Genomic DNA, 21,068 nt, shown 5'->3' on the forward strand with positions numbered 1-21,068 from the left:
ATGATTGAAATACTGGTGGCGTCATTAATGGGCGTGATGACGTTAGGTGTCGTCAGCTCAATTCTTTTGGCAAGTCTGCAAATTACTGAGCATAGAGGTGAGCGTTTACTTCTTGTCGACAGTATAGAAAGTGTCATGCTGCACATTAAGCAGGATATAAAACGTGCAGGATTCAATGATGCACGAGGAGTATCGGTTAGGCTTGTTGGTAGTACCAAAACCATCTATGTGAATCCTGACAGTCAACAGCTTGGTTATGTCTATCGAGCGGCGTCTTCTGCTGAAGAGCTATTTCGCAATGTATTTTTTAAGTATTACGTTTCAACCACTTCGTTAGTCGGTCAGCTGAAAATATGCGAGAAGCATACGTCTGCACCTTTAGGTATCGCTTCAGCGGCTGAATCAGGTTTACTTGGTAACTGTTATAGCCTCTTCGATCCCAAACTTATCTCTGTCTCTGAATTCGAAGTCTCAACGGAAGTCACTAGTGAACACGCAAGTGCTAGTCAGCTTGTTTCTGTTCGCTTAGCCGGTCAGCTAACTCAAGCGCCGGAGGTAAATTACTCCTCTCAGATAACTGTGCGAGTAAGGAACGATTAGTGAAGCAGAAAGGCATAGTGACATTAATTTTGAGTAGCGTGTTACTGACAGCGGCTTTAGGTGTGTCTATGGGGCTTTTTAGAGGGGTATTTTTTCACATTAAACAGGCACAGAATCAGATTAGATTAAGTCAAACACACTGGTTAGTTGAAGGGGGAATCGAGTGTGCCTTTGCCCGAATAAAGCGACACCCGGATGTGCTAGTTCTATCATCGCCTGTAGAAAGAGAGGAGCTGTTCAATGATTGTCTGACAGCGATGGAATTAGATGAGTTATTGATTGAGCCGCTAGGCAGCCAACGTTTTGTTATTCGGGCTACAAGGCGAAATTATGGTATCAGCAGGCGTTTTTATTATGGTGAGCAAACCACTGATGAGACCATACAGTCTGTAATAATCCATCCTAACGCGGAAAACACTGTGATTCGCTGGCTAAATGGAGGTTGGAATGCGGAATAGGCAAACTGGCTTTAGCCTTATCGAAGTTCTTATTACGATGTTGCTAAGTGGAATGACTTCATTGGCGTTGGTGCAACTTCAGGTATACATAGAGCAGAGAGCCGAGTTTGCGGTGGATAGCGTGACAGCATTAAGTATCGCAGAGCAGAAAACCGAGCGGCTAAGACGTCACGCTGGTTTTCTAGGTGTGAGTTCATTAGCTAGCGGCACCGATTCCAGCTCACACTCAAAATTCCAATTGGCGTGGCAAATTCAGAGTATGTCGTGGCCATCTTCAGTAAACCTTAAACAAGTCGAAGTGTATGTTGAATGGAATGACCGACTAGGTCAGCCCCAAATGGTTACCCTGAAGACGATGTTTTCTGATTAACAATATGCATGTTGCATTAGTTTCATATCCATGTCGTATTAGCGCTCAAAACTCAAAAGCGAGATCTATGTTTTACGTTTTGGTTTCAAAATTGTTTCATGTCGTGATGGGTATTTGTATTGGCTTTGTTGCACGTTAATGGTGTTTTTGCAAAATATGTCTCCAATTATGGAAAAATACACAGAATCTTGTGCTTTTAGTAAGGCTATTTTATAGAATGACAGTCGAATCATAGGCTGACAAAACAATTACAAGAAGCCTTAGGCAACAACATCACATATGGAGTTACCATGAGTAACCAAGCAGTAAATAAGGCACCATCCTCGAAGCCGAGTGGGATGGATCGCTTCTTAAACTTTATCGAACGCGCAGGTAACAAGATCCCAGATCCTGCCATTTTATTTTTCTGGGCACTTGTTATTACTTGGGCTGCGTCAGCGTTGCTCTCCAACGTTACATTTGACCTGATCAATCCACGTTCGGGTGAAGCTCTTGAAATTAAAAACCTTTTGACTGGCGAATCTTTAGCAAGCTTTCTCGCGAATATGGTGACAACCTTTACTGGTTTTGCACCACTAGGTATCGTGTTAGTCGCGATGTTAGGTGTTGGTGTTGCTGACTCTTCTGGTTTTATTACAACTGGCCTTAAGAAGATGCTTAACTTCACTCCAGCGAAGCTGCTGACTCCAATGCTAATTCTGGTTGCGATCGTTTCGCACACAGCGGCAGATGCGGGCTACGTTCTGGTTATTCCACTAGGTGGTATTATTTTCCACGCGGCAGGTCGTCACCCTCTAGCGGGTATCGCGGCAGCGTTTGCGGGTGTGTCGGGTGGCTTCTCAGCTAACTTCATTCCTTCAGGTATTGATCCGCTACTTGCTGGCTTTACACAGACTGCGGCTCAGGTTCTCGATTCAGAATATGTAGTAAACCCACTAGCAAACATCTTCTTTACTGGCCTATCTTCAGTGATCATTGTTGCTATCGGTTGGTACGTGACAGAGAAAATCATCGAACCTCGTCTAGCAAATACACCTATCGACGAAGATGCTGAAAAAGCACCAGATCTTGGTTCTTTCTCAGAGCTAGAATCAAAAGCGTTCCGTTACGCTGGTTGGGCTATGATGGCGGGCATCGCGCTACTTATCGCTGCGATCATTCCTGAGAATTCAGCACTACGTTCTCCAGCTGGTGAGATTACGGCGTTCTCTGCACCGCTGATGAAATCGATTGTTCCGCTGATCTTTATTCTGTTTATCATCCCAGGCTACGTATATGGCCGTGTTTCAGGTACGTTCAAGACAAGTAACGACATCATTAAAGCGATGGCTGACACTATGTCTACAATGGGTGCGTACATTGTCATGTCGTTCTTCTGTGCACAGTTCCTATCGGCGTTCGCTCAGTCAAACATCGGTACTATGCTAGCGCTTTACGGTGCTCAAGGCCTAAAAGCCATGAACCTACCGGGTGAAGCAACAATCATTGGTATGATTCTACTGACTGCATCTGTAAACCTACTTATTGGTTCTGCGTCAGCGAAGTGGGCTCTGATTGGTCCAATCCTAGTTCCAATGCTAATGGCTGTCGGTATCTCTCCTGAGCTATCTCAAGCGGCTTACCGTGTTGGTGACTCGGTGTCTAACATCATTTCACCTCTGATGGTATTCTTCCCGCTAGTCGTGGTTTACTGTCAACGTTACGTGAAGTCGACAGGGATCGGTACACTTGCATCTCTAATGATGCCATTCTCGATTGCAATGCTGATCGGTTGGTCAATCTTCCTAGTTGTCTACTGGATGTTAGGTATCCCTCTAGGTATCCAAGCTCCATACACTTACAGCATGTAAGAACGCTGAGATTGTTTAGTAACATTTAATAAAGCGCTGGTTGAAAGACCGGCGCTTTTTCGTTTCGGCGATAAACCAGACAAATAGAGAGTTCTCCTTTCAGATCACTCACTCTTTGAGTAAAATCACCAGCCCACAGCCGCTATGCTAGATTTTGGAGTTCTCTGTGTCAGATTCTCAATTTACCCCTCAAGATGAACTGTTTATGCGCCGCGCTATCGAGCTTGCTGAGCTTGCCGAAGCAAAGGGAGAAGTGCCTGTTGGTGCGGTCTTAGTCAAAGAGGGTAAAGTTATTGCGGAAGGCTGGAATGAGTCTATTGGCCAGCATGATGCTACCGCGCACGCTGAGATGCAGACTATTCGTAAGGCGGGCCATGTGTTGCAGAACTATCGACTACTCGATACCACACTGTATGTAACGTTAGAGCCATGTCCTATGTGTGCGGGAGCGTTATTACATAGTCGCGTCAAGCGAATCGTTTTTGGTGCACCTGATCTTAAGGCTGGTGCGGCAGGAACGGTTCTCAACTTGTTTGAGCATCAAGCCGCTTACCATTATGCAGATGTTGAACAAGGGGTGCTTGAAGAGGAGTGCCGGTCTCAGTTACAAGCGTTCTTTAAACGTCGACGCAAAGAGAAGAAACAGCAACGTCAGGCAATACGCTTAGAGCAAATGGACGAAACAAGCAGAGACAAAAAAGACTGAAGGAAAGCGGGTCATAAGCAAACATCTTGTGGTTAAGATGTTTGCTATGCGGGGTTATGCGGCAATAATTAATTGCATAAAGGCGCGGTGACGTGCGATCACCTTTTTCTTGTTGTTACTCAGCATGCGCTTACGGCGATTTGCAGCAACGGTCTTGTTAAGGCGTTTTGACTGCATTTTACGTCTAAGCATAAAACAACCTCCTGTTTTGGTTAATGTTTAATCAAACTCTCAAGTGCAGAGAAGCAATTGATTATGTGACGATAAACGTCTTATACCTCGCAATTGTTACAATTCCAAGAAACTTCGCAAGTGATCTTGAACACGATATTATCTCTGAGTGAGTAAATAATGATTAAGTGCGAAGAATTTAACCAAAACTGCGCACTCAAACATGGGGTGTCTACTGATTAGTTGATGGCTCGACGAGGGCTTCAGATTCCAGTGTTTCTAACTCATCTTCAGCGCTTAGGCTTTCTTCAGACTCTTCCATTTCAGGCAGTTGGATAACCGCGAGATCATCAATGCTGATGTCGCCATTTTCAACCGTCTGCTGTTCGACGTGTCCAATAATACTCTGGTAGTAGCGGCGAATATTCTCAACATAGCGGCGAGCTTCATCTCCACGAGCAAAACCGTAGCGAGTTTGGCTGTAGTATTTCTTCTGACGCAGCAGTGGCAGTCGATCTTTTACGTCAGACCAAGCATCTGGGTTTCCACCTTGCGTCTTGGTCAGTCTACGTGCATCCATCATGTGACCATAACCCACGTTATAGGAAGCCAGCGCAAACCAAATTTTTTCATGTTCATCGATCGAGTCTGGAATTCGAGCCACCATTCTGCGCAAGTACTCAACGCCCCCACGAACCGACTGCTCTGGGTCGAGACGATTGTTCACCCCCACACTTTTTGCCGTAGGGAGAGTCAACATCATCATGCCACGTACACCCGTTGGCGATTTAGCTTTAGGGTTCCAGTGTGACTCTTGATAAGCCAGAGCTGCTACAAGTCTCCAGTCAAACTCATCCGAATACTTTTTAAATAGTGGAGACCACTTCGGTAGTTTGGAGTCTAGCGCACGAATGAAAGCACGTGTATCAACATAGTCAAAACTGCCAATGTGACCAATGTATTTCTCTTCAAGCGATGCGAGATGACCAGACTGATTAACCGCCCCGAAGAACTCTATGATCAAGCCGTATAAGCTCTCATCTTGAGAACGACGCAAGAACCAAGAGATGGGTTGGTCTTCTGTCAGTTCAAAGGCGAGGGCAATATCTGGGTAAATTCGTTGTGAGAGCGAAATTTCTACCGAGTCCGCGACAGTAAAGCGCAGCTCTCCAGAGGAAACCTGCTTAAGCAGATCATTTACGTCGGCATTTGGGTCAATATCATAAGATAATTGTGGCTGTTCGGCCTGAATTGTTGCTAGTGTGCGGTTAAAATGAGAGTCGCTGACAATTCTCAGTACATCTTCACCACTATTGGCTTCAATAAGCTCAGCCTGCTTCTCAAGCAACTGCTCAAGGTTTCTTGGACGCCAGTTTCCTTTCTTGTATACAAGCTGTTGACTCACGTAGTAGTAGGCAGGCCCTGGGCGGAAGAGTTTTAGACGCTCTGGAGATTGGCTCAAGCCCGCTGCGATTATATCAATTTCACCATTTTTCAGTGCTGGGTATAGGCTTGATATTCTGTATGCCGGTTTCATTTCAAGCTGGACGCCGAGTTCATTGGCAAACTCACGAGCAAGTTCGTAATCCAGTCCAGCAGGGCCATCTGGTCCGATAAAGTAAGAAAGTTGATTGTTGAGTGTGCCAACACGCAATACACCACGTTCTTTAATTAAGTCCAACTCACTCTTTGGTTCGGATTCTATTTGGCAACCAGAAAGCACCAAGGCGCTGAATAGCAACGCGCACACAGATTTAAGTTGGTTTAGATAATGCTTTTTCATTAACGACATTCTCATACATCTAGTAGGGCATTTATATCAAAGTGTCATGACAAGGCAAGATAATCAGTCAGGCTTCGGGATAACTGTTCTGGTAATGAGGAATTTTGGTGTATCTCAAATTTGACAAAAAAAATGACGCAAACGGTTGCTTTTGGTGTTACATCACAAAAATAATTACTATATAATGCGCTCGCAACAGAGAGGTGCAATCGGCATAAGTTCGAAGTGATATGTCCTAACTTACTGAATTTATTCCAATATCACCTCAGGTCAATAGACCTTAACCAATTGCATAAGAGACCTAAGCACATGAGAATTTTTCGTGGCTCCCCAGCTCTATCTGAATTTCGTGTTAACAAGCTTCTAGAGCTTTGTCGTGAACTAAGTCTGCCAGTAACTGGCATCTACGCAGAGTTCGCTCACTTTACAGCACTATCAGCTGATCTTGATGAGTCTGAAGTTGAGAAACTTGAAAAACTACTGACTTACGGTCCTACAATTGAAGAGCATGAACCACAAGGTTTGCTTCTGCTTGTGACTCCTCGCCCAGGAACGATCTCTCCTTGGTCGTCAAAGTCGACGGATATCGCCAATAACTGTGGTCTGGACAAAGTGGTTCGCCTTGAGCGCGGTACGGCTTACTACATCGAATCCTCAACCGAACTTACAGAACTTCAACTGGTTGAGCTAAAAGCTATCCTTCATGATCGCATGATGGAAGTCATTTTCACTGATTTCGATTCTGCACAAGCTTTGTTCCAAGTTGCTGAGCCTGCGCCAGTCGCGGATGTTGACCTAATTGCAGGTGGTCGTGATGCGCTTGAAAAAGCAAACGTTATCCTAGGCCTAGCTTTGGCTGATGACGAAATTGAATATCTCTACGATGCGTTCGTCAACAAACTTGAACGCAACCCAACTGACATCGAACTGATGATGTTTGCACAAGCAAACTCAGAGCACTGTCGCCATAAGATCTTTAATGCAGACTGGACAATCGACGGCGTCAAGCAAGAGAAGTCTTTGTTTAAAATGATCAAAAATACTTATCAAGTGACACCAGATAACGTGCTGTCGGCTTACAAAGATAATGCAGCGGTTATGGTGGGTTCTGATGTTGGTCGTTTCTTCCCTAATCCAGAAACACGTCAGTATGGCTACAACCATGAGAAAGCACACATTCTCATGAAGGTGGAAACACATAACCACCCAACGGCTATCTCTCCTTGGCCTGGTGCATCTACGGGCTCCGGTGGTGAAATCCGTGATGAAGGCGCAACTGGTATCGGTGGTAAACCAAAAGCAGGTCTAGTTGGTTTTACGACTTCTAACCTACGTATTCCAAACTTTGAGCAGCCTTGGGAAACCGATTTTGGCAAGCCTGGTCGTATCGTTAACGCTCTAGATATCATGCTAGAAGGTCCTCTAGGTGGTGCGGCGTTCAACAACGAATTTGGTCGTCCAAACCTACTTGGTTACTTCCGTACTTACGAAGAGAAAGTTAATTCTCACGCAGGTGAAGAGATCCGTGGATACCACAAGCCAATAATGATTGCTGGTGGTATGGGTAACATCCGTGAAGAGCATGTACAGAAGAAAGAAATCCCAGTAGGAGCAAGCCTAATTGTGCTTGGTGGCCCTGCAATGAATATCGGCCTTGGTGGCGGTGCTGCGTCTTCAATGGCATCTGGTCAATCAGCCGAAGATCTCGATTTCGCATCAGTTCAACGTGAAAACCCAGAAATGGAGCGTCGTTGTCAGGAAGTGATCGACCGCTGTTGGCAGCTAGGCGAAGCAAACCCAATCGCCTTTATTCATGATGTTGGTGCTGGCGGTATCTCAAACGCACTTCCAGAGCTTGTTGATGACGGTGAACGTGGTGGTATCTTCCAGCTACGTGACGTACCAAATGATGAACCGGGTATGAGCCCATTAGAGATTTGGTGTAATGAATCGCAAGAGCGTTATGTATTAGCGGTTGCACCAGAAAATATGGCAGCATTTGATGCTATCTGTAAGCGTGAGCGCGCACCATATGCTGTTGTTGGTATCGCGACAGAAGAACGTGAATTGAAGCTAGAAGATTCACACTTCGACAACACACCAATCGATATGCCAATGGATGTTCTTCTAGGTAAAACGCCGAAGATGCACCGTGACGCGAAAACGCTGAAGGTGAACAACCCAGCGATTGATCGTCAAGGTATTGAACTAAATGATGCGGTAGAGCGCGTTCTACGCTTACCAACAGTGGCTGAAAAAACGTTCCTTATCACGATTGGTGACCGCACCGTAACAGGTCTGGTCGCTCGTGACCAAATGGTTGGTCCATGGCAAGTTCCAGTTGCAAACTGCGCAGTAACGGCAGCAAGCTACGACACTTACCACGGTGAAGCAATGTCAATGGGTGAGCGCACTCCAGTTGCTCTACTAGATTTTGGTGCATCAGCTCGTCTTGCGGTGGGCGAAGCAATCACGAACATCGCTGCGACCAACATTGGTGACATCAAACATATTAAATTGTCTGCAAACTGGATGTCTCCAGCAGGCCACCCAGGTGAAGACGCAGGTCTTTACGAAGCGGTGAAGGCTGTTGGTGAAGAGCTATGTCCGGCGCTTGGACTGACTATCCCAGTCGGTAAAGATTCGATGTCAATGAAAACCAAGTGGGAAGAGAACGGTGAACAGAAAGAAGTGACGTCTCCACTGTCTCTAATTATCACTGCATTCGCGCGTGTTGAGGATATTCGTAAGACGATTACACCTCAGCTTCGCACTGACAAAGGCGACACTAGCCTGGTACTTATCGACTTGGGTAATGGTAAGAATCGTCTAGGCGCAACAGCGCTTGCACAGGTGTACAAGCAGCTTGGTGACAAACCTGCTGATGTAGACAATGCAGCACAACTTAAAGGTTTTTACGAGGGTATTCAGGCTCTTGTTGCAAATGATCAAGTTGTGGCTTACCACGATAAAGGCGACGGTGGTCTGTTCGTTACTTTGGCCGAAATGGCGTTCGCAGGTCACTGTGGTATCAATGCTGACATCGCTGCCTTGGGTGACGATACTCTTGCGGCTCTGTTCAACGAAGAACTTGGTGCCGTGATTCAGGTGAAAAATTCTGACCTAGACACAGTGCTTTCAACCTTGGCAGTAAATGGTCTAGAAACTTGTTCACATGTGATCGGTTCAGTCGATGCTTCTGATGAGCTTGTTATTAAGTCTGGTGATTCAGTCGTTCTTGAGCGTAATCGTACTGAACTGCGTACTATCTGGGCAGAAACTACCCATAAGATGCAGGCTCTGCGTGATAATCCAGTGTGTGCGGATCAAGAGTTTGAAGCGAAGAAAGATAACTCAGACCCAGGTCTCAACGTTAAATTGAGCTTCGATGTCAAAGAAGATATTGCAGCTCCGTACATTGCGACAGGCGCCAAGCCGAAAATGGCTATTCTGCGCGAGCAGGGCGTTAACTCTCATGTTGAAATGGCGGCTGCATTTGACCGTGCAGGTTTTGAAGCGACCGATATCCACATGAGCGATATCCTGACTGGTCAGGCTGTTCTGGACCAATACCAAGGTCTCGTTGCTTGTGGTGGTTTCTCTTACGGTGACGTATTGGGTGCAGGGGAAGGCTGGGCGAAGTCTATCTTGTTCAATGAACAAGCGCGCAATCAGTTTGAAGGTTTCTTCAACCGTGAAGATACTTTCTCTCTAGGGGTATGTAATGGCTGTCAAATGCTGTCTAACCTGAAAGAGTTGATCCCAGGCGCAGAACTATGGCCAAGATTCGTACGCAATGAATCTGAGCGTTTTGAAGCGCGCTTTAGTTTAGTCGAAGTTCAGAAGTCAGATTCTGTGTTCTTCGATGGTATGGCGGGTTCGCGTATGCCAATCGCTGTGTCTCATGGTGAAGGGCGTGTTGAAGTTCGTGGAGCGGAGCATCTAGCAGCAATTGAAGCGTCTGGTACTGTCGCTGTGCGTTACGTGGATAACCATGGCAATCCAACTCAGCGATACCCGAACAACCCGAATGGTTCTCCTAATGCGATTACAGGCCTGACAACGACGGATGGTCGTGTGACTATTATGATGCCTCACCCAGAGCGTGTGTTCCGTACAGTGGCAAACTCTTGGGCTCCTGAAGGTTGGGGTGAAAACGGTGCTTGGATGCGTATGTTCCAAAACGCACGTAAGAATTTGGGCTAATCACCAAAGGTGAGTCTGATCCAAATAGAAAAGCGCTGGTTGAGAGACCGGCGCTTTTTTTGGGCTCGAGCTCTCCAGCTCGCTCGTAAAAAACTTGCAGCGTTATGCGGACTTTTGTGCTCTAATACCGCGCTTACCAAGGGATGGTGTTAAACAGCTCAGCTTAGATGGAGTTATCAAGTTGACCGAATCCCTGATTAATCCCTTAGGAAATGAATTAAATGTCTAAAAATCCAAAATTTGCTATTCGCACTTCTGAAAAACGTAACGGTTGGACTGCTGAAATCACTCGCCAAGTGACTTCTCGTAAAACTGTCGTTTCTAAGCGTGAAATGGCTTTTGAAAGTCAAGAACTTGCTCAAGCGTGGGCAGAGAAAGAACTTGCTGGTTTCGTTAAAAACCAAGCAGAGCGCAACGAACGTAAAGCGGTTCAACGTCAAGAGCGTTTAGAGCGTGAAGCACGCCTAGCTCGTGAAGCTGAAGAAAGAAAAGCACGCCGTTTAGCTCAACGCGCAGCTGATGCTGACGAAGAGTAAAGATTGCTTCTACAGATAAAAAAACCGCCAAACGGCGGTTTTTTTATCTCTGAATCTAGCGCGTTTACCGAAACTGACCTGCTTCTGGCAAAAAGTCAAAGCCAGCGGTTGATAACTTCGCTTCTAACGCGACTCTATCAATATCGAAAAACGCGACGAGTTTATCTAAGTCGCCAGCAAAATCGTCACGCAGCTTCATGTTGATGATACTCATCAGCATAACTGGGTCCATTGACTCAAAGTTCGCTAAGTTCATTACTTATCCTCGAAATCTGAAATAAGTAAGTTTGCCGCAGCAAATGCTGCTTTTTCTCGAGTATCCTTTGGTAAGGACTCATCAGCAGCGATATCATTTAACGCTCTAACTGCACATGAGATAGCTTGTGGGACATAAGCTTGATCTCCACTACCAATCTGGGCATAAAGTTCACGAATTAGATCACAACAGCCGTATACTTGCATGGCCTTCACTCCAATAAATAGTCACTGCTGTCAAATATACACAGTCACTCAAAGAAACTCAAAGCAGGTGCTTGTCCTAGCTCAAGGGTTACCATTGGCTGTTGAATATCTGTTCAATGTTATGCCCTGTTTAACTGTTGTTCTAACTGAAAGGTTACTTCTGGTGACAAGTTGAGTTGTTTAGCGAGTTCTTGGAGATAGGCCTTCTCCATAAAGTTATGTTCATCAATCACGATCAGCGAAGCGAGATATATTTCAGATGCTTGCTGAGGTGAGCGCGCTAAACGCGCAATTTCAGTTGGAATGAGTGGCTTATTCAGCTCTGAATGAAGAAAACTTTGCAGTTGAAGATCTGCGCCTGCTTGTTTTAGTGTCAGTTCAATTCGTTCCATTTCTTGCTGATCCACATGACCATCGGCTTTCGCTGCTGCAATCATCGCCGTTAAGATCAGTTCGCTGTGGATGTTATCTTCAGCGTTGAAGGTATCTTGCTGAGCATTGTGGTTTGATATCGAGGCGTTTTTATCCTGATAGTCGTTATACACTTTGTACGCCAAAGCGCCTAACGCAGCGACACTGCCAATTTTAAGTGCATTTTTGCCGAGTTTTTTGCTCTTCTTTGAACCCATCAGTAGGGAAACCAAACCGCCTCCGACGGCGCCAGCTCCCAGTGATTTTAAAGTGCCTGAGCTGGATTGTTGTTTGATGTGTTGTTGGCCTTGTTTAACAAGGTCGGAGTTAAATGCTTGATTGAGTAAACTTTTCAGATCCATCGCGTGCCTCCATTGGTTGTTAGCACCATAGCAGGGGTAAGATGAATGGAAGATTAATATTAGGCGTAAGAATAAAAAAGACGAGCACTTGGCTCGCCTTTTTGTCTTTGGTTCAGCAGATTACTCTTCTGCGTAGCCGTGAATGCTAAGTAGATTACCGTCTAGGTAAGCTTCTTTACCATCTTTCATTACCAAGCGTTCTTCGACTAACCACTTAACGACCATAGGGTAGATTCGGTGTTCTTGTGTTTGAACGCGCTCAGTCAATGTGTCTACGGTATCTTCATCGAAGATGGGTACTTTCGCTTGCAGAATCACAGGACCGCCATCCAGTTGTTCTGTGACAAAATGAACACTAGTCCCATGTTCTTCATCACCCGCGTGAATAGCACGTTGGTAAGTGTTCAACCCAGGGTATTTAGGCAGTAGTGAAGGGTGGATGTTGATCATTCGACCCATGTAGTGGCGAACAAACTCGCCACTGAGGATTCGCATGTAGCCAGCAAGTACGATGACATCGGGTTTGTACTCATCGATTTGCTTCATTAACTCATGATCGAAAGCATCACGGGTATCGAAGCTTTTTGGATCAAGAAAATGAGCCCCAGCCTCAGCCATTTTCGCACGTTCTAACGCGTACGCATCGGCCTTGTTTGAAAACACGGCTGTGACGCGGCCGCCAGTAATGCTGGTCTCACAAGCATCAATGATTGCCTGTAAGTTTGAGCCATTTCCTGATACTAAAACAACGATACTTTTCATACTTATTTGATCTCTACCTGTTCTTCACCAGCTTGAGCATCAGCGATTTCACCAATTACCCATGCGTTTTCGCCTTCAGCTTTCAATAGCTCAACAGCAGCGTCTGCCTGATCTTTAGGTAGAGCAACAACAAGACCAACACCACAGTTAAATGTGCGGTACATCTCGTGAGTTGTTACGTTGCCTTTTTCCTGTAGCCACTTGAAGATTATTGGCCACTCCCAGCTGCTGCCATCAACAACGGCTTTCGTACCTTCTGGTAGTACGCGAGGAATGTTTTCCCAGAAACCACCACCTGTGATGTGAGAAATAGCATGAATATCGTGCTTCTCAATCATCTTAAGTGCTGATTTGATGTAAATTTTAGTTGGCTCTAGCAGGTGCTTACCGATAGTGCGACCTGCAAGTTCTTCGTTCTTATCTGCACCGGATACTTTCAGGATCTTGCGGATAAGTGAGTAGCCGTTTGAGTGTGGGCCACTAGAACCTACAGCGATCAGTGCATCACCAGCAGCAACCTTAGTGCCATCGATAACGTCTTCTTTTTCTACTACGCCAACACAGAAGCCTGCTACGTCGTAGTCTTCACCTTCGTACATGCCTGGCATTTCAGCAGTCTCGCCACCAATCAGGGCGCAACCAGCCTGAACACAGCCGTCAGCAATACCTGATACCACGTCGGCAGCCGTATCAACATCCAGTTTGCCTGTCGCGTAGTAGTCGAGGAAGAACAGTGGCTCTGCGCCTTGAACGATAAGGTCGTTCACACACATAGCAACAAGGTCGATGCCGATTGTGTCATGCTTTTTCATATCCAAAGCAAGGCGCAGTTTAGTCCCTACACCGTCAGTACCTGATACCAAGACTGGTTGCTTATATTTAGTTGGTAGTTCACACAGTGCGCCAAAACCACCAATTCCACCCATTACTTCTGGGCGACGTGTACGTTTTACAGCACCTTTGATACGGTCAACAAGCGCGTTGCCTGCATCGATATCAACGCCAGCGTCTTTATAGCTAAGAGATGTGTTATCAGCACTCACAGGGAAGTCCTCGGTTTTAAGTTGGATATGAAAACGGCGCTATTCTAACAGTGGATAAACCTATATAGCAAACGTTTGCGCAAGTTTTTTCTTTTGCTCTATGACAAGAAATTGAGAACGAAATCGTTTATAATCTGCAGGTTTGTTTAAATTTTACCTTATATCCGGAGATAGAAATGAAAGTTGTTGAAGTAAAACACCCTCTTGTGAAGCACAAACTTGGTCTAATGAGAGAAGGTGAGATCAGCACTAAGCGCTTTCGTGAGCTAGCAACAGAAGTTGGTAGCCTATTAACATATGAAGCGACAGCGGATTTTGAAACGGAAAAAGTGACCATTGAAGGTTGGAACGGTCCTGTTGAAGTAGACCAAATCAAAGGTAAAAAAGTAACAGTAGTGCCAATCCTACGTGCTGGTCTGGGCATGATGGACGGTGTTCTTGAGCACATGCCAAGTGCACGTATCAGTGTTGTTGGTATCTACCGTGATGAAGAGACGCTAGAGCCAGTACCGTACTTTAACAAGCTAGCGTCCAACATGGATGAGCGTATCGCTCTTGTTGTTGACCCAATGCTAGCAACTGGCGGCTCTATGATCGCAACTATTGACCTACTAAAAGAGAAAGGTTGTAAAGCTATCAAGGTTCTTGTTCTTGTTGCTGCACCAGAAGGTATTGAAGCTTTAGAAAAAGCACACCCAGATGTAGAGCTATACACTGCGGCAATCGATGAGAAGCTAAACGACAAAGGCTACATCGTCCCAGGTCTTGGTGATGCGGGTGACAAGATCTTCGGTACACAATAAGCGAAGATTGTAATGATTGCGAAAGAGAGCCATAAGGCTCTCTTATTTTGTCGTAATCTAGAGAATTCAGGGCAGAGCCCTATGGATAACGAGCGTGTCTGCGTGAGCAATTCTACTCGTTAGCTAATCGTCTCAAGTCTTACTTCTTCAAACTCAACGTGCCGCCTTGTGACTTAGCTGGGCGCTGCGCTTTTTCTGAAGTAGGTTTGTAGAAAGTCTTTTTAGTAGGCTTGCCTTTCGATTCTGCTTGTTGGTCACTATTGCGACCTTTCTTAGAGTTTGGAGCATGGCGGAACTCTTCGGCGTTGCGGCCTTTAAAGGTACGTTGCTTTTGGTTGCGACGCGCTTTCGATTCTTGGTTCTCTTCACGGCTGTCAAATAGTTTCGCGTCAGTTGCTCGACGAATGCGTTTACCTTTCGCGTCCATTTTAGATGCTTCTTCTGTGCCACTTGAATCTTCACACATAGCAAGAATTTCAGAGACTTCTGCGTCGGTTAGGTAGCGCCATTGTCCATTTGGAATACCATCAAGCGAAATGTTCATGATGCGGACGCGGCGAAGCTTGAAGACTTCGTAGCCAAGTGCTTCACACATACGACGTATTTGACGGTTAAGACCCTGAGTTAACACGATACGGAATGAGTATTTAGTCTCTCTTACAACTTTACAAGGTAAGGTTACGGTATCAAGAATGTTGACGCCGGAAGACATCTTGTTAATGAAGTCATCACTGATGGGCTTATCGACACGAACAACATACTCCTTCTCGTGGTTGTTACCAGCACGGAGGATCTTGTTAACGATGTCACCATCATTGGTCAGGAAGATAAGGCCGTCAGAAGGCTTGTCGAGACGACCAATTGGGAAAATACGTTTTTTATGGCCGACAAAGTCGACAATGTTGCCTGGTATATCGCGTTCGGTGGTGCAAGTAATACCCGTTGGCTTATTCAGAGCGATATAAATCGGTTTGTCGACTGTGGCTGAAATCGGTTTGTCATCAACACGAACGTCGTCACCTGATTGAACTTTAGTTCCCATCTCAGGTACGAGGCCATTAATTGTTACGCGGCCCTGCTCAATCAGTCGGTCTGCTTCTCTTCGCGAACAGAATCCAGTCTCACTGATGAATTTATTTAGGCGTTTGCCAGTATCTTGTGTCATGTTGTTCTCCTAACGTTTCACAACGGCGGTTAATAAAATGTGCTGACCAAAATATCAACACAGAGAGGTCGCGCATTCTAGCACCGAGCGACAAGTTAACCCAGACGTTTTTGATGCCGTTCACGAGTTTCTATTTTTTTCTCAGCGCTTTTCCTGAGGAGCACATAAACTGCGCCAGTCCCGCCATGAAAGCGTTGGGCACTATGAACACACTGAACTTCTTTGATTTGCTTTAGCCACTGAGCAACGAAACTCTTCATTAGAGCTGGTGGATTTGAACGTTCCCCTTTGCCGTGAACAATGACAACGGTACGGATATCCATACGCATACATTGTTTTAGGAACTTAACCACTTCATCTCGAGCTTGTTCTAGTGTTCTTTTATGCAAGTCTAATCTAGCTTGAATAGGGTATTTGGCTAGACGCAGCTTTTTATACACGCCATCTTGGACACCATCACGTTTAAACTCGATGACGTCGTCTGGCTTGATCATTTCCGCGTGGTCAATAGACAGATATTCAGGATCATCTTCAGTCAGCCAAATTGCGGCTTCGCGTTTGGCGAGTTGAGCATCCGTTACTTGATGGTGTTTTTTATGTTCGGTTGTATCTTGCTTGAGAGGTTTTACATCCCCCATCATTTGTTGAAACAAACCGAATTCATCGTCTTGAGACATCACGAGATCTCAGCATGGGAAATTGATAACAGTATTATACTCAACAGACGAAGGGATAGGTCAAAATTTTGTAGCTCGGAAATAAAAAACCGAAGCAGACAATGTATCTACTTCGGTGCATAGCGAATTCTCTATTCCGAGAAATAGGGCTAAGCGATTCTAGTGAGGAGATTTGTCGTTCATCACTTTGTAGACGATGAAACCGCCATAGAATAGCATTAAACCTAAGGCTCCAAAGATAACAATCATTGAAGATAGTCCTACCGCATTACCAAATAGGAGATCAAGCCAAAAGTCCATAGTTCCTCCGTTGACTACAAAATGAGATGACAGGGCTTAAGGTAAACCTTGGTTAAATATGCAACACTGATCTGGATCAATTGTTGTTATTAGGTTGCTATTTTGTTTGTCTTGATGTGTTTTTGCTCACACTTTGTCGCCCGTCGATGATGTTTTAGTCAAACGAACTTAATTTTTCAAAAAGTTAGCTAAAACGGCTTGCGTATGTGCTGAGAATCCGTAATATACGCATCCGTTGACGGGCATAAGCCTGAAGAAACAACTCGGTGAATAGCGCAGCTTGGTAGCGCATCTGGTTTGGGACCAGAGGGTCGGGGGTTCGAATCCCTCTTCACCGACCACATTTAGAAAGCCGTAGCAGAAATGTTACGGCTTTTGTCGTTTAAGGGTGTTTTGTCGTTTATGGGCGGAGTAAGCACATTAGTACTTAAATTCACATTGAGCTTTGGTGCTTTGTGACAACTGAGATATTTTGAACCCATAATCTTTGAGTAATTGCAGGACGCTTTGCTCACCGAGTAAGTGCAGCGTACCGACCACAACAACATAGTTTCCTTTATTGTCAGGAAGCCAGTTTGGATTCGATAGTTTCTCAGCCCAGTCTAAGTTTCTATCGGTCAACAATGCAGACTCGAGTTCCTCGGACATTTCGGCCAGTGTCGCAAATTCGTTAAGCTTATCTAAATCGCCTGCCTTCCAGCTGTCTATTAGGCAATGGGTAGAATCTTCAGAATGATCAAACTCCTCGATTGCACTGATTAGCATCTCTTTACCGGCTTGGTCTTGCCCAGTAAGAAGATCAATCTGGAACTGCAAAGACTCGAGACCGATAACGGGTATGTTCCATAGCGTTGCTTTGTTGGCTAAACGTATATCAACGCCATCGGTTGCTGAGTAACCAAGATACTCTATTTGCTTGAGCTGGATTGCCAGAGCGACGGCCCAAGGTGGTGAGAGGAGGAGTTCGTTGCCTTTAAGTTGTAGGAGAGTCGCAATGCCCAATAGCTCATCTTGCTGCTGTTTAGATAAAACATCCTTCGCCACTAAATCTATTGGAGGGTACTGAATTCCACTGGTTTGACGGATATCGGTTTCTACAATTAATCCCTTGCTGGCCTTTAGCTGTTTAAAGATTTTCTCGGGTAAGGGATACATGCTTTCATCGCCTACATGTACTGAACCAATGATGGTATAGGTCAATGGGCCTTTTTGAGCTTTCCAGTATAAAGGCTCAGCGTTAAGGCTAATTGAAGCAACCAGTAAACTCAGAACCATCAGTATTTTCATTTCAGCTCCTAATACCATGCGGAAAAATCGTTAAATTGCGTCTTTTTGACGTAGTTTAGCGAGAGAAAAATGCGTGTTAATTCACATTTTTATATTTCCCGCTGTTGTTAATTTTAAGATAGAAACGGCATATTGTGATCTTAATTCACCTCTCATAGTAAGCTTTCCACAGATAATGTGAATTGCCTCTCAGTAATTTCGTTAAAATAAGTCTGTCGATTTTAACGTTTCGTTTAAATGTCTGTTTTTATTGCGTTTTAAATGCTCATGAAATCTAAATTTTGAGCTTGGTCACTTTTGTGAATTATTAATTTCACGATGCGAAATAACTAGGGATATGTTGAGTTCATCTTGATTAAGAGCCGTCATTTTGAGCTCGATATTTTTCTGGGGTAAGTAAGATGTTTAAACAAAATCTGATTGCAGCGTCAGTATTGGTAACATTGGCTGGTTGTGCATCATTTCAATCAACGGAACAACGCGTGGTGAATTCACTGGCGGAGAATCTTGATGTTCAATATCAAGTACTCACTAACCACGGTGCGAATGAAGGTCTTGCATGTCAGGACTTAGGTGCGGAATGGGCATCATGTAATCAAGTCAATATGACATTGGTGAATCAAGGTGAAGCGATCGACTCAAAAGAGTGGGCTATCTATTTCCACAGCATTCGTCTAATTCTCGATGTAGACAATGAACAGTTCAAAATCACACGAGTGACAGGCGACTTACATAAGTTGGAGCCGACAGATAAATTTGATGGTTTTTCTGCTGGGGAAACTATCGTCCTTCCTCTGATCGGCGAATACTGGCAGTTATTCGAAACGGATTTCATGCCAGGCGCATTCGTTGCAGCACCCAACGCTGAGCCTAAAATGATCGCATCTCTAAATACGGAAGATGTTGCGTCGTTTGTTACTGGGCTTGAAGGGAATAACCTAAAACGAACACCGGATGACAACAACGTTTTTGCTAACGCTGTGTCTCGCTTCGAGAAGAATAAAGATCTAAACGTTCAAGACGTATCGACTACCTTGTTACCAACACCTATGCATGTAGAAGCAGCTGAAGGTTTGGTCAGCATTGAAGGGGGTATTGCGCTACCAAAGGGCGCATTTGATCAGGCTCAATTCGCCGCCATTCAAGAGCGCGCGGAAGTGTTAGGTGTTGATGTCGACGGAGCTTTACCTGTAAGCGTCGCGCTTGTTCCTGCGGATTTTTCGAATGAAATGGCGAAATCTGGTGCGTATGAAATGGTCATTAGCGGCAATGGTATTGCAATTAAAGCGTTTGACCAAGCGGGTGCATTCTACGCAGTACAATCTATTTTTGGTCTGATAGACAGTCAAAACCCTGATCATTTACCACAACTGTCTATTAAAGATGCTCCACGTTTCGATTATCGAGGCGTAATGGTGGATGTTGCTCGTAACTTCCACTCAAAAAAGGCGATTCTAGCCACTCTAGAGCAGATGGCTGCGTATAAGATGAACAAACTCCATCTTCACCTCACTGATGATGAAGGTTGGCGTATAGAAATCCCGGGTCTGCCTGAGTTGACTGAGATCGGAGCGAACCGTTGTTTTGATGAACAAGAGAAGAGCTGTTTACTGCCTCAGCTAGGCTCTGGCGCAACAACGGACAACTTTGGTTCTGGTTACTTCAGCAAAGCAGACTACGTGGAAATCTTGAAATACGCACAAGCGCGTAATATCGAAGTGATCCCAGAAATTGATATGCCAGCTCACGCTCGCGCAGCAGTGGTTTCTATGGAAGCTCGCTACGATCGTCTCATGGCAGAAGGGAATGAAGCATTAGCAAACGAATATCGTCTGATGGATCCACAAGACACTTCAAACGTTACCACGGTACAGTTCTACAACAAACAGAGCTTTATCAACCCATGTATGGAATCGTCTACTCGTTTTGTCGACAAAGTGATTTCTGAGGTTGCAGCGATGCACGCTGAAGCGGGTGCACCGTTAACAACATGGCACTTCGGTGGCGATGAAGCAAAAAATATTAAGTTGGGCGCTGGATTCCAAGATGTGAATGCGCAAGACAAAGTGAGCTGGAAAGGTTCGATCGATCTTTCTCAACAGGACAAACCATTTGCTCGTTCACCACAATGTCAGACATTAATTGAAGATGGCACGGTCAGTGATTATGGACATTTACCTAGCTACTTTGCTGAGCAGGTATCGAAAATTGTTGCAGAGAAGGGCATTCCTAGCTTCCAAGCATGGCAAGATGGCTTGAAATACAGTGAAGGCGCAGAGGCGTTTGCGACTCAAAACAAACGCGTTAATTTCTGGGACGTTCTTTACTGGGGTGGTACATCATCTGTTTATGAGTGGTCTAAGAAGGGTTACGACGTCATCGTTTCAAACCCAGATTACGTTTATATGGATATGCCATATGAGGTAGATCCTAAAGAGCGCGGATACTACTGGGCGACACGTGCTACGGACACTCGCAAGATGTTTGGCTTTGCACCAGAGAATATGCCGCAGAACGCAGAAACATCTCTAGATCGTGATGGCAATGGTTTTACTGGTAAAGGCGAAGTTGAAGCGAAGCCATTCTACGGTCTATCGGCACAGCTTTGGTCTGAGACGGTTCGTAATGATGAGCAGTATGAATACATGGTATTCCCACGCGTCCTCGCGGCAGCGGAACGCGCATGGCATCGCACCGACTGGGAGAATGACTACAAAGTAGGAGTAGAATACTCTCAGAATACAAATCTCGTCGATAAAGCTGCGTTAAACCAAGACTACAACCGCTTTGCGAACGTACTTGGCCAACGTGAACTGGCGAAACTTGAAAAATCGGGTATCGACTATCGTTTACCTGTACCTGGTGCGAAATTGGAAAATGGTCAGCTTACAATGAATGTCCAGTTTCCAGGGGTTGAGCTTCAATACTCTATTGATGGCGAGACGTGGATGACTTATTCAGACCAAGACCGCCCGATGGTTGCAGGGGAAGTATTTATTCGTTCAGTATCAGCAACGGGTGATAAAGCGAGTCGTGTTACTCGTGTGAAATAGCTTTGCATTGCCAGATAAGCAAAACGCCCAGCCAAAAAGGCTGGGCGTTTGTTATTAAGATAA

Annotated in this window: 20 protein-coding genes and 1 tRNA gene; 10 read left to right on the forward strand and 11 right to left on the reverse strand. The window is 45.2% G+C overall.

Annotated elements, in window-relative coordinates; genetic code table 11:
* From DA100_RS08590 to tadA, 5 genes are all read left to right on the forward strand, one after another.
* Entirely contained in the window at positions 1-600 is a 600-nt protein-coding gene (locus DA100_RS08590) for a pilus assembly protein PilW (RefSeq protein WP_138971753.1), read from the forward strand.
* Positions 600-1,058 (forward strand): hypothetical protein, encoded by a 459-nt coding sequence (locus DA100_RS08595; RefSeq protein WP_138971754.1) that lies wholly within the window; start codon positions 600-602, stop codon positions 1,056-1,058. Before DA100_RS08590 ends, DA100_RS08595 begins: the two co-directional genes overlap by 1 nt.
* On the forward strand, positions 1,048-1,428 hold the full coding sequence (locus tag DA100_RS08600; RefSeq protein ID WP_138971755.1) for a prepilin-type N-terminal cleavage/methylation domain-containing protein: 381 nt from the start codon (positions 1,048-1,050) through the stop codon (positions 1,426-1,428). Before DA100_RS08595 ends, DA100_RS08600 begins: the two co-directional genes overlap by 11 nt.
* Positions 1,429-1,718: 290 nt before the next feature.
* Entirely contained in the window at positions 1,719-3,278 is a 1,560-nt protein-coding gene (locus DA100_RS08605; RefSeq protein WP_138971756.1) for an AbgT family transporter, read from the forward strand.
* Positions 3,279-3,444: 166 nt separating this feature from the next.
* A complete protein-coding gene (gene tadA / locus DA100_RS08610) occupies positions 3,445-3,984 on the forward strand; it encodes a tRNA adenosine(34) deaminase TadA (RefSeq protein ID WP_138971757.1) in 540 nt (179 codons plus the stop codon).
* A 54-nt stretch (positions 3,985-4,038) separates the two neighbouring features.
* On the opposite strand, the gene DA100_RS20950 is transcribed toward tadA, so the two are convergent.
* Positions 4,039-4,176: a hypothetical protein gene (locus DA100_RS20950; RefSeq protein WP_171052184.1), complete on the reverse strand. Its 138-nt coding sequence runs from the start codon at positions 4,174-4,176 to the stop codon at positions 4,039-4,041.
* Between the two features lie 211 nt (positions 4,177-4,387).
* On the reverse strand, positions 4,388-5,938 hold the full coding sequence (gene mltF / locus DA100_RS08615; RefSeq protein ID WP_138971758.1) for a membrane-bound lytic murein transglycosylase MltF: 1,551 nt from the start codon (positions 5,936-5,938) through the stop codon (positions 4,388-4,390).
* A gap of 309 nt (positions 5,939-6,247) precedes the next feature.
* On the opposite strand from mltF, the gene purL reads away from it, so the two are divergent.
* Together purL and DA100_RS08625 are read left to right on the forward strand one after the other, a co-directional pair.
* A complete protein-coding gene (gene purL / locus DA100_RS08620; RefSeq protein ID WP_138971759.1) occupies positions 6,248-10,144 on the forward strand; it encodes a phosphoribosylformylglycinamidine synthase in 3,897 nt (1,298 codons plus the stop codon).
* Positions 10,145-10,365: 221 nt separating this feature from the next.
* A complete protein-coding gene (locus tag DA100_RS08625; protein WP_138971760.1) occupies positions 10,366-10,680 on the forward strand; it encodes a DUF3622 domain-containing protein in 315 nt (104 codons plus the stop codon).
* Between the two features lie 64 nt (positions 10,681-10,744).
* On the opposite strand, the gene DA100_RS08630 is transcribed toward DA100_RS08625, so the two are convergent.
* The 5 genes from DA100_RS08630 to purM all read right to left on the reverse strand — a co-directional run bounded on the left by DA100_RS08630 (position 10,745) and on the right by purM (position 13,720).
* Positions 10,745-10,936 (reverse strand): DUF4250 domain-containing protein, encoded by a 192-nt coding sequence (locus DA100_RS08630; RefSeq protein ID WP_138971761.1) that lies wholly within the window; start codon positions 10,934-10,936, stop codon positions 10,745-10,747.
* The gene (locus DA100_RS08635) at positions 10,936-11,142 is read right to left on the reverse strand and encodes a YaeP family protein (protein ID WP_138971762.1); all 207 of its coding nucleotides are present in this window, start codon (positions 11,140-11,142) and stop codon (positions 10,936-10,938) included. Before DA100_RS08635 ends, DA100_RS08630 begins: the two co-directional genes overlap by 1 nt.
* Positions 11,143-11,261: 119 nt before the next feature.
* Positions 11,262-11,915 carry a tellurite resistance TerB family protein gene (locus tag DA100_RS08640; RefSeq protein WP_138971763.1) on the reverse strand — a complete coding sequence of 218 codons (654 nt, stop codon included), beginning with the start codon at positions 11,913-11,915 and terminating at the stop codon, positions 11,262-11,264.
* 120 nt (positions 11,916-12,035) lie between these two features.
* Positions 12,036-12,677 (reverse strand): phosphoribosylglycinamide formyltransferase, encoded by a 642-nt coding sequence (purN, locus tag DA100_RS08645; RefSeq protein ID WP_138971764.1) that lies wholly within the window; start codon positions 12,675-12,677, stop codon positions 12,036-12,038.
* Between the two features lie 2 nt (positions 12,678-12,679).
* Positions 12,680-13,720, reverse strand: a complete 1,041-nt coding sequence (gene purM / locus DA100_RS08650; RefSeq protein ID WP_138971765.1) for a phosphoribosylformylglycinamidine cyclo-ligase — start codon at positions 13,718-13,720, stop codon at positions 12,680-12,682.
* A 176-nt stretch (positions 13,721-13,896) separates the two neighbouring features.
* Between purM and upp the strand changes: the two genes are divergently transcribed.
* Positions 13,897-14,523: a uracil phosphoribosyltransferase gene (gene upp / locus DA100_RS08655; RefSeq protein WP_138971766.1), complete on the forward strand. Its 627-nt coding sequence runs from the start codon at positions 13,897-13,899 to the stop codon at positions 14,521-14,523.
* A gap of 139 nt (positions 14,524-14,662) precedes the next feature.
* Here the strand turns inward: upp and rluF are convergent, their stop codons facing one another.
* The 3 genes from rluF to DA100_RS08670 form a co-directional block, all read right to left on the reverse strand.
* Positions 14,663-15,688, reverse strand: coding sequence for a 23S rRNA pseudouridine(2604) synthase RluF (rluF, locus tag DA100_RS08660; RefSeq protein ID WP_138971767.1), 1,026 nt, complete (start codon positions 15,686-15,688; stop codon positions 14,663-14,665).
* A 95-nt stretch (positions 15,689-15,783) separates the two neighbouring features.
* Positions 15,784-16,365, reverse strand: coding sequence for a DNA endonuclease SmrA (gene smrA, locus DA100_RS08665; RefSeq protein WP_138971768.1), 582 nt, complete (start codon positions 16,363-16,365; stop codon positions 15,784-15,786).
* A 159-nt stretch (positions 16,366-16,524) separates the two neighbouring features.
* Positions 16,525-16,665 carry a DUF3149 domain-containing protein gene (locus DA100_RS08670; protein WP_011078358.1) on the reverse strand — a complete coding sequence of 47 codons (141 nt, stop codon included), beginning with the start codon at positions 16,663-16,665 and terminating at the stop codon, positions 16,525-16,527.
* Positions 16,666-16,929: 264 nt separating this feature from the next.
* On the opposite strand from DA100_RS08670, the gene DA100_RS08675 reads away from it, so the two are divergent.
* Positions 16,930-17,006, forward strand: a tRNA-Pro gene (locus DA100_RS08675).
* Between the two features lie 79 nt (positions 17,007-17,085).
* Here the strand turns inward: DA100_RS08675 and DA100_RS08680 are convergent.
* The gene (locus DA100_RS08680) at positions 17,086-17,952 is read right to left on the reverse strand and encodes a TraB/GumN family protein (RefSeq protein WP_138971769.1); all 867 of its coding nucleotides are present in this window, start codon (positions 17,950-17,952) and stop codon (positions 17,086-17,088) included.
* Positions 17,953-18,353: 401 nt separating this feature from the next.
* Between DA100_RS08680 and DA100_RS08685 the strand changes: the two genes are divergently transcribed.
* Entirely contained in the window at positions 18,354-21,005 is a 2,652-nt protein-coding gene (locus DA100_RS08685) for a beta-N-acetylhexosaminidase (protein ID WP_138971770.1), read from the forward strand.
* Positions 21,006-21,068 lie beyond the last annotated feature (63 nt).

The sequence above is a fragment of the Vibrio sp. Hep-1b-8 genome (assembly GCF_006124995.1).
Taxonomy (GTDB): Bacteria; Pseudomonadota; Gammaproteobacteria; order Enterobacterales; family Vibrionaceae; genus Vibrio.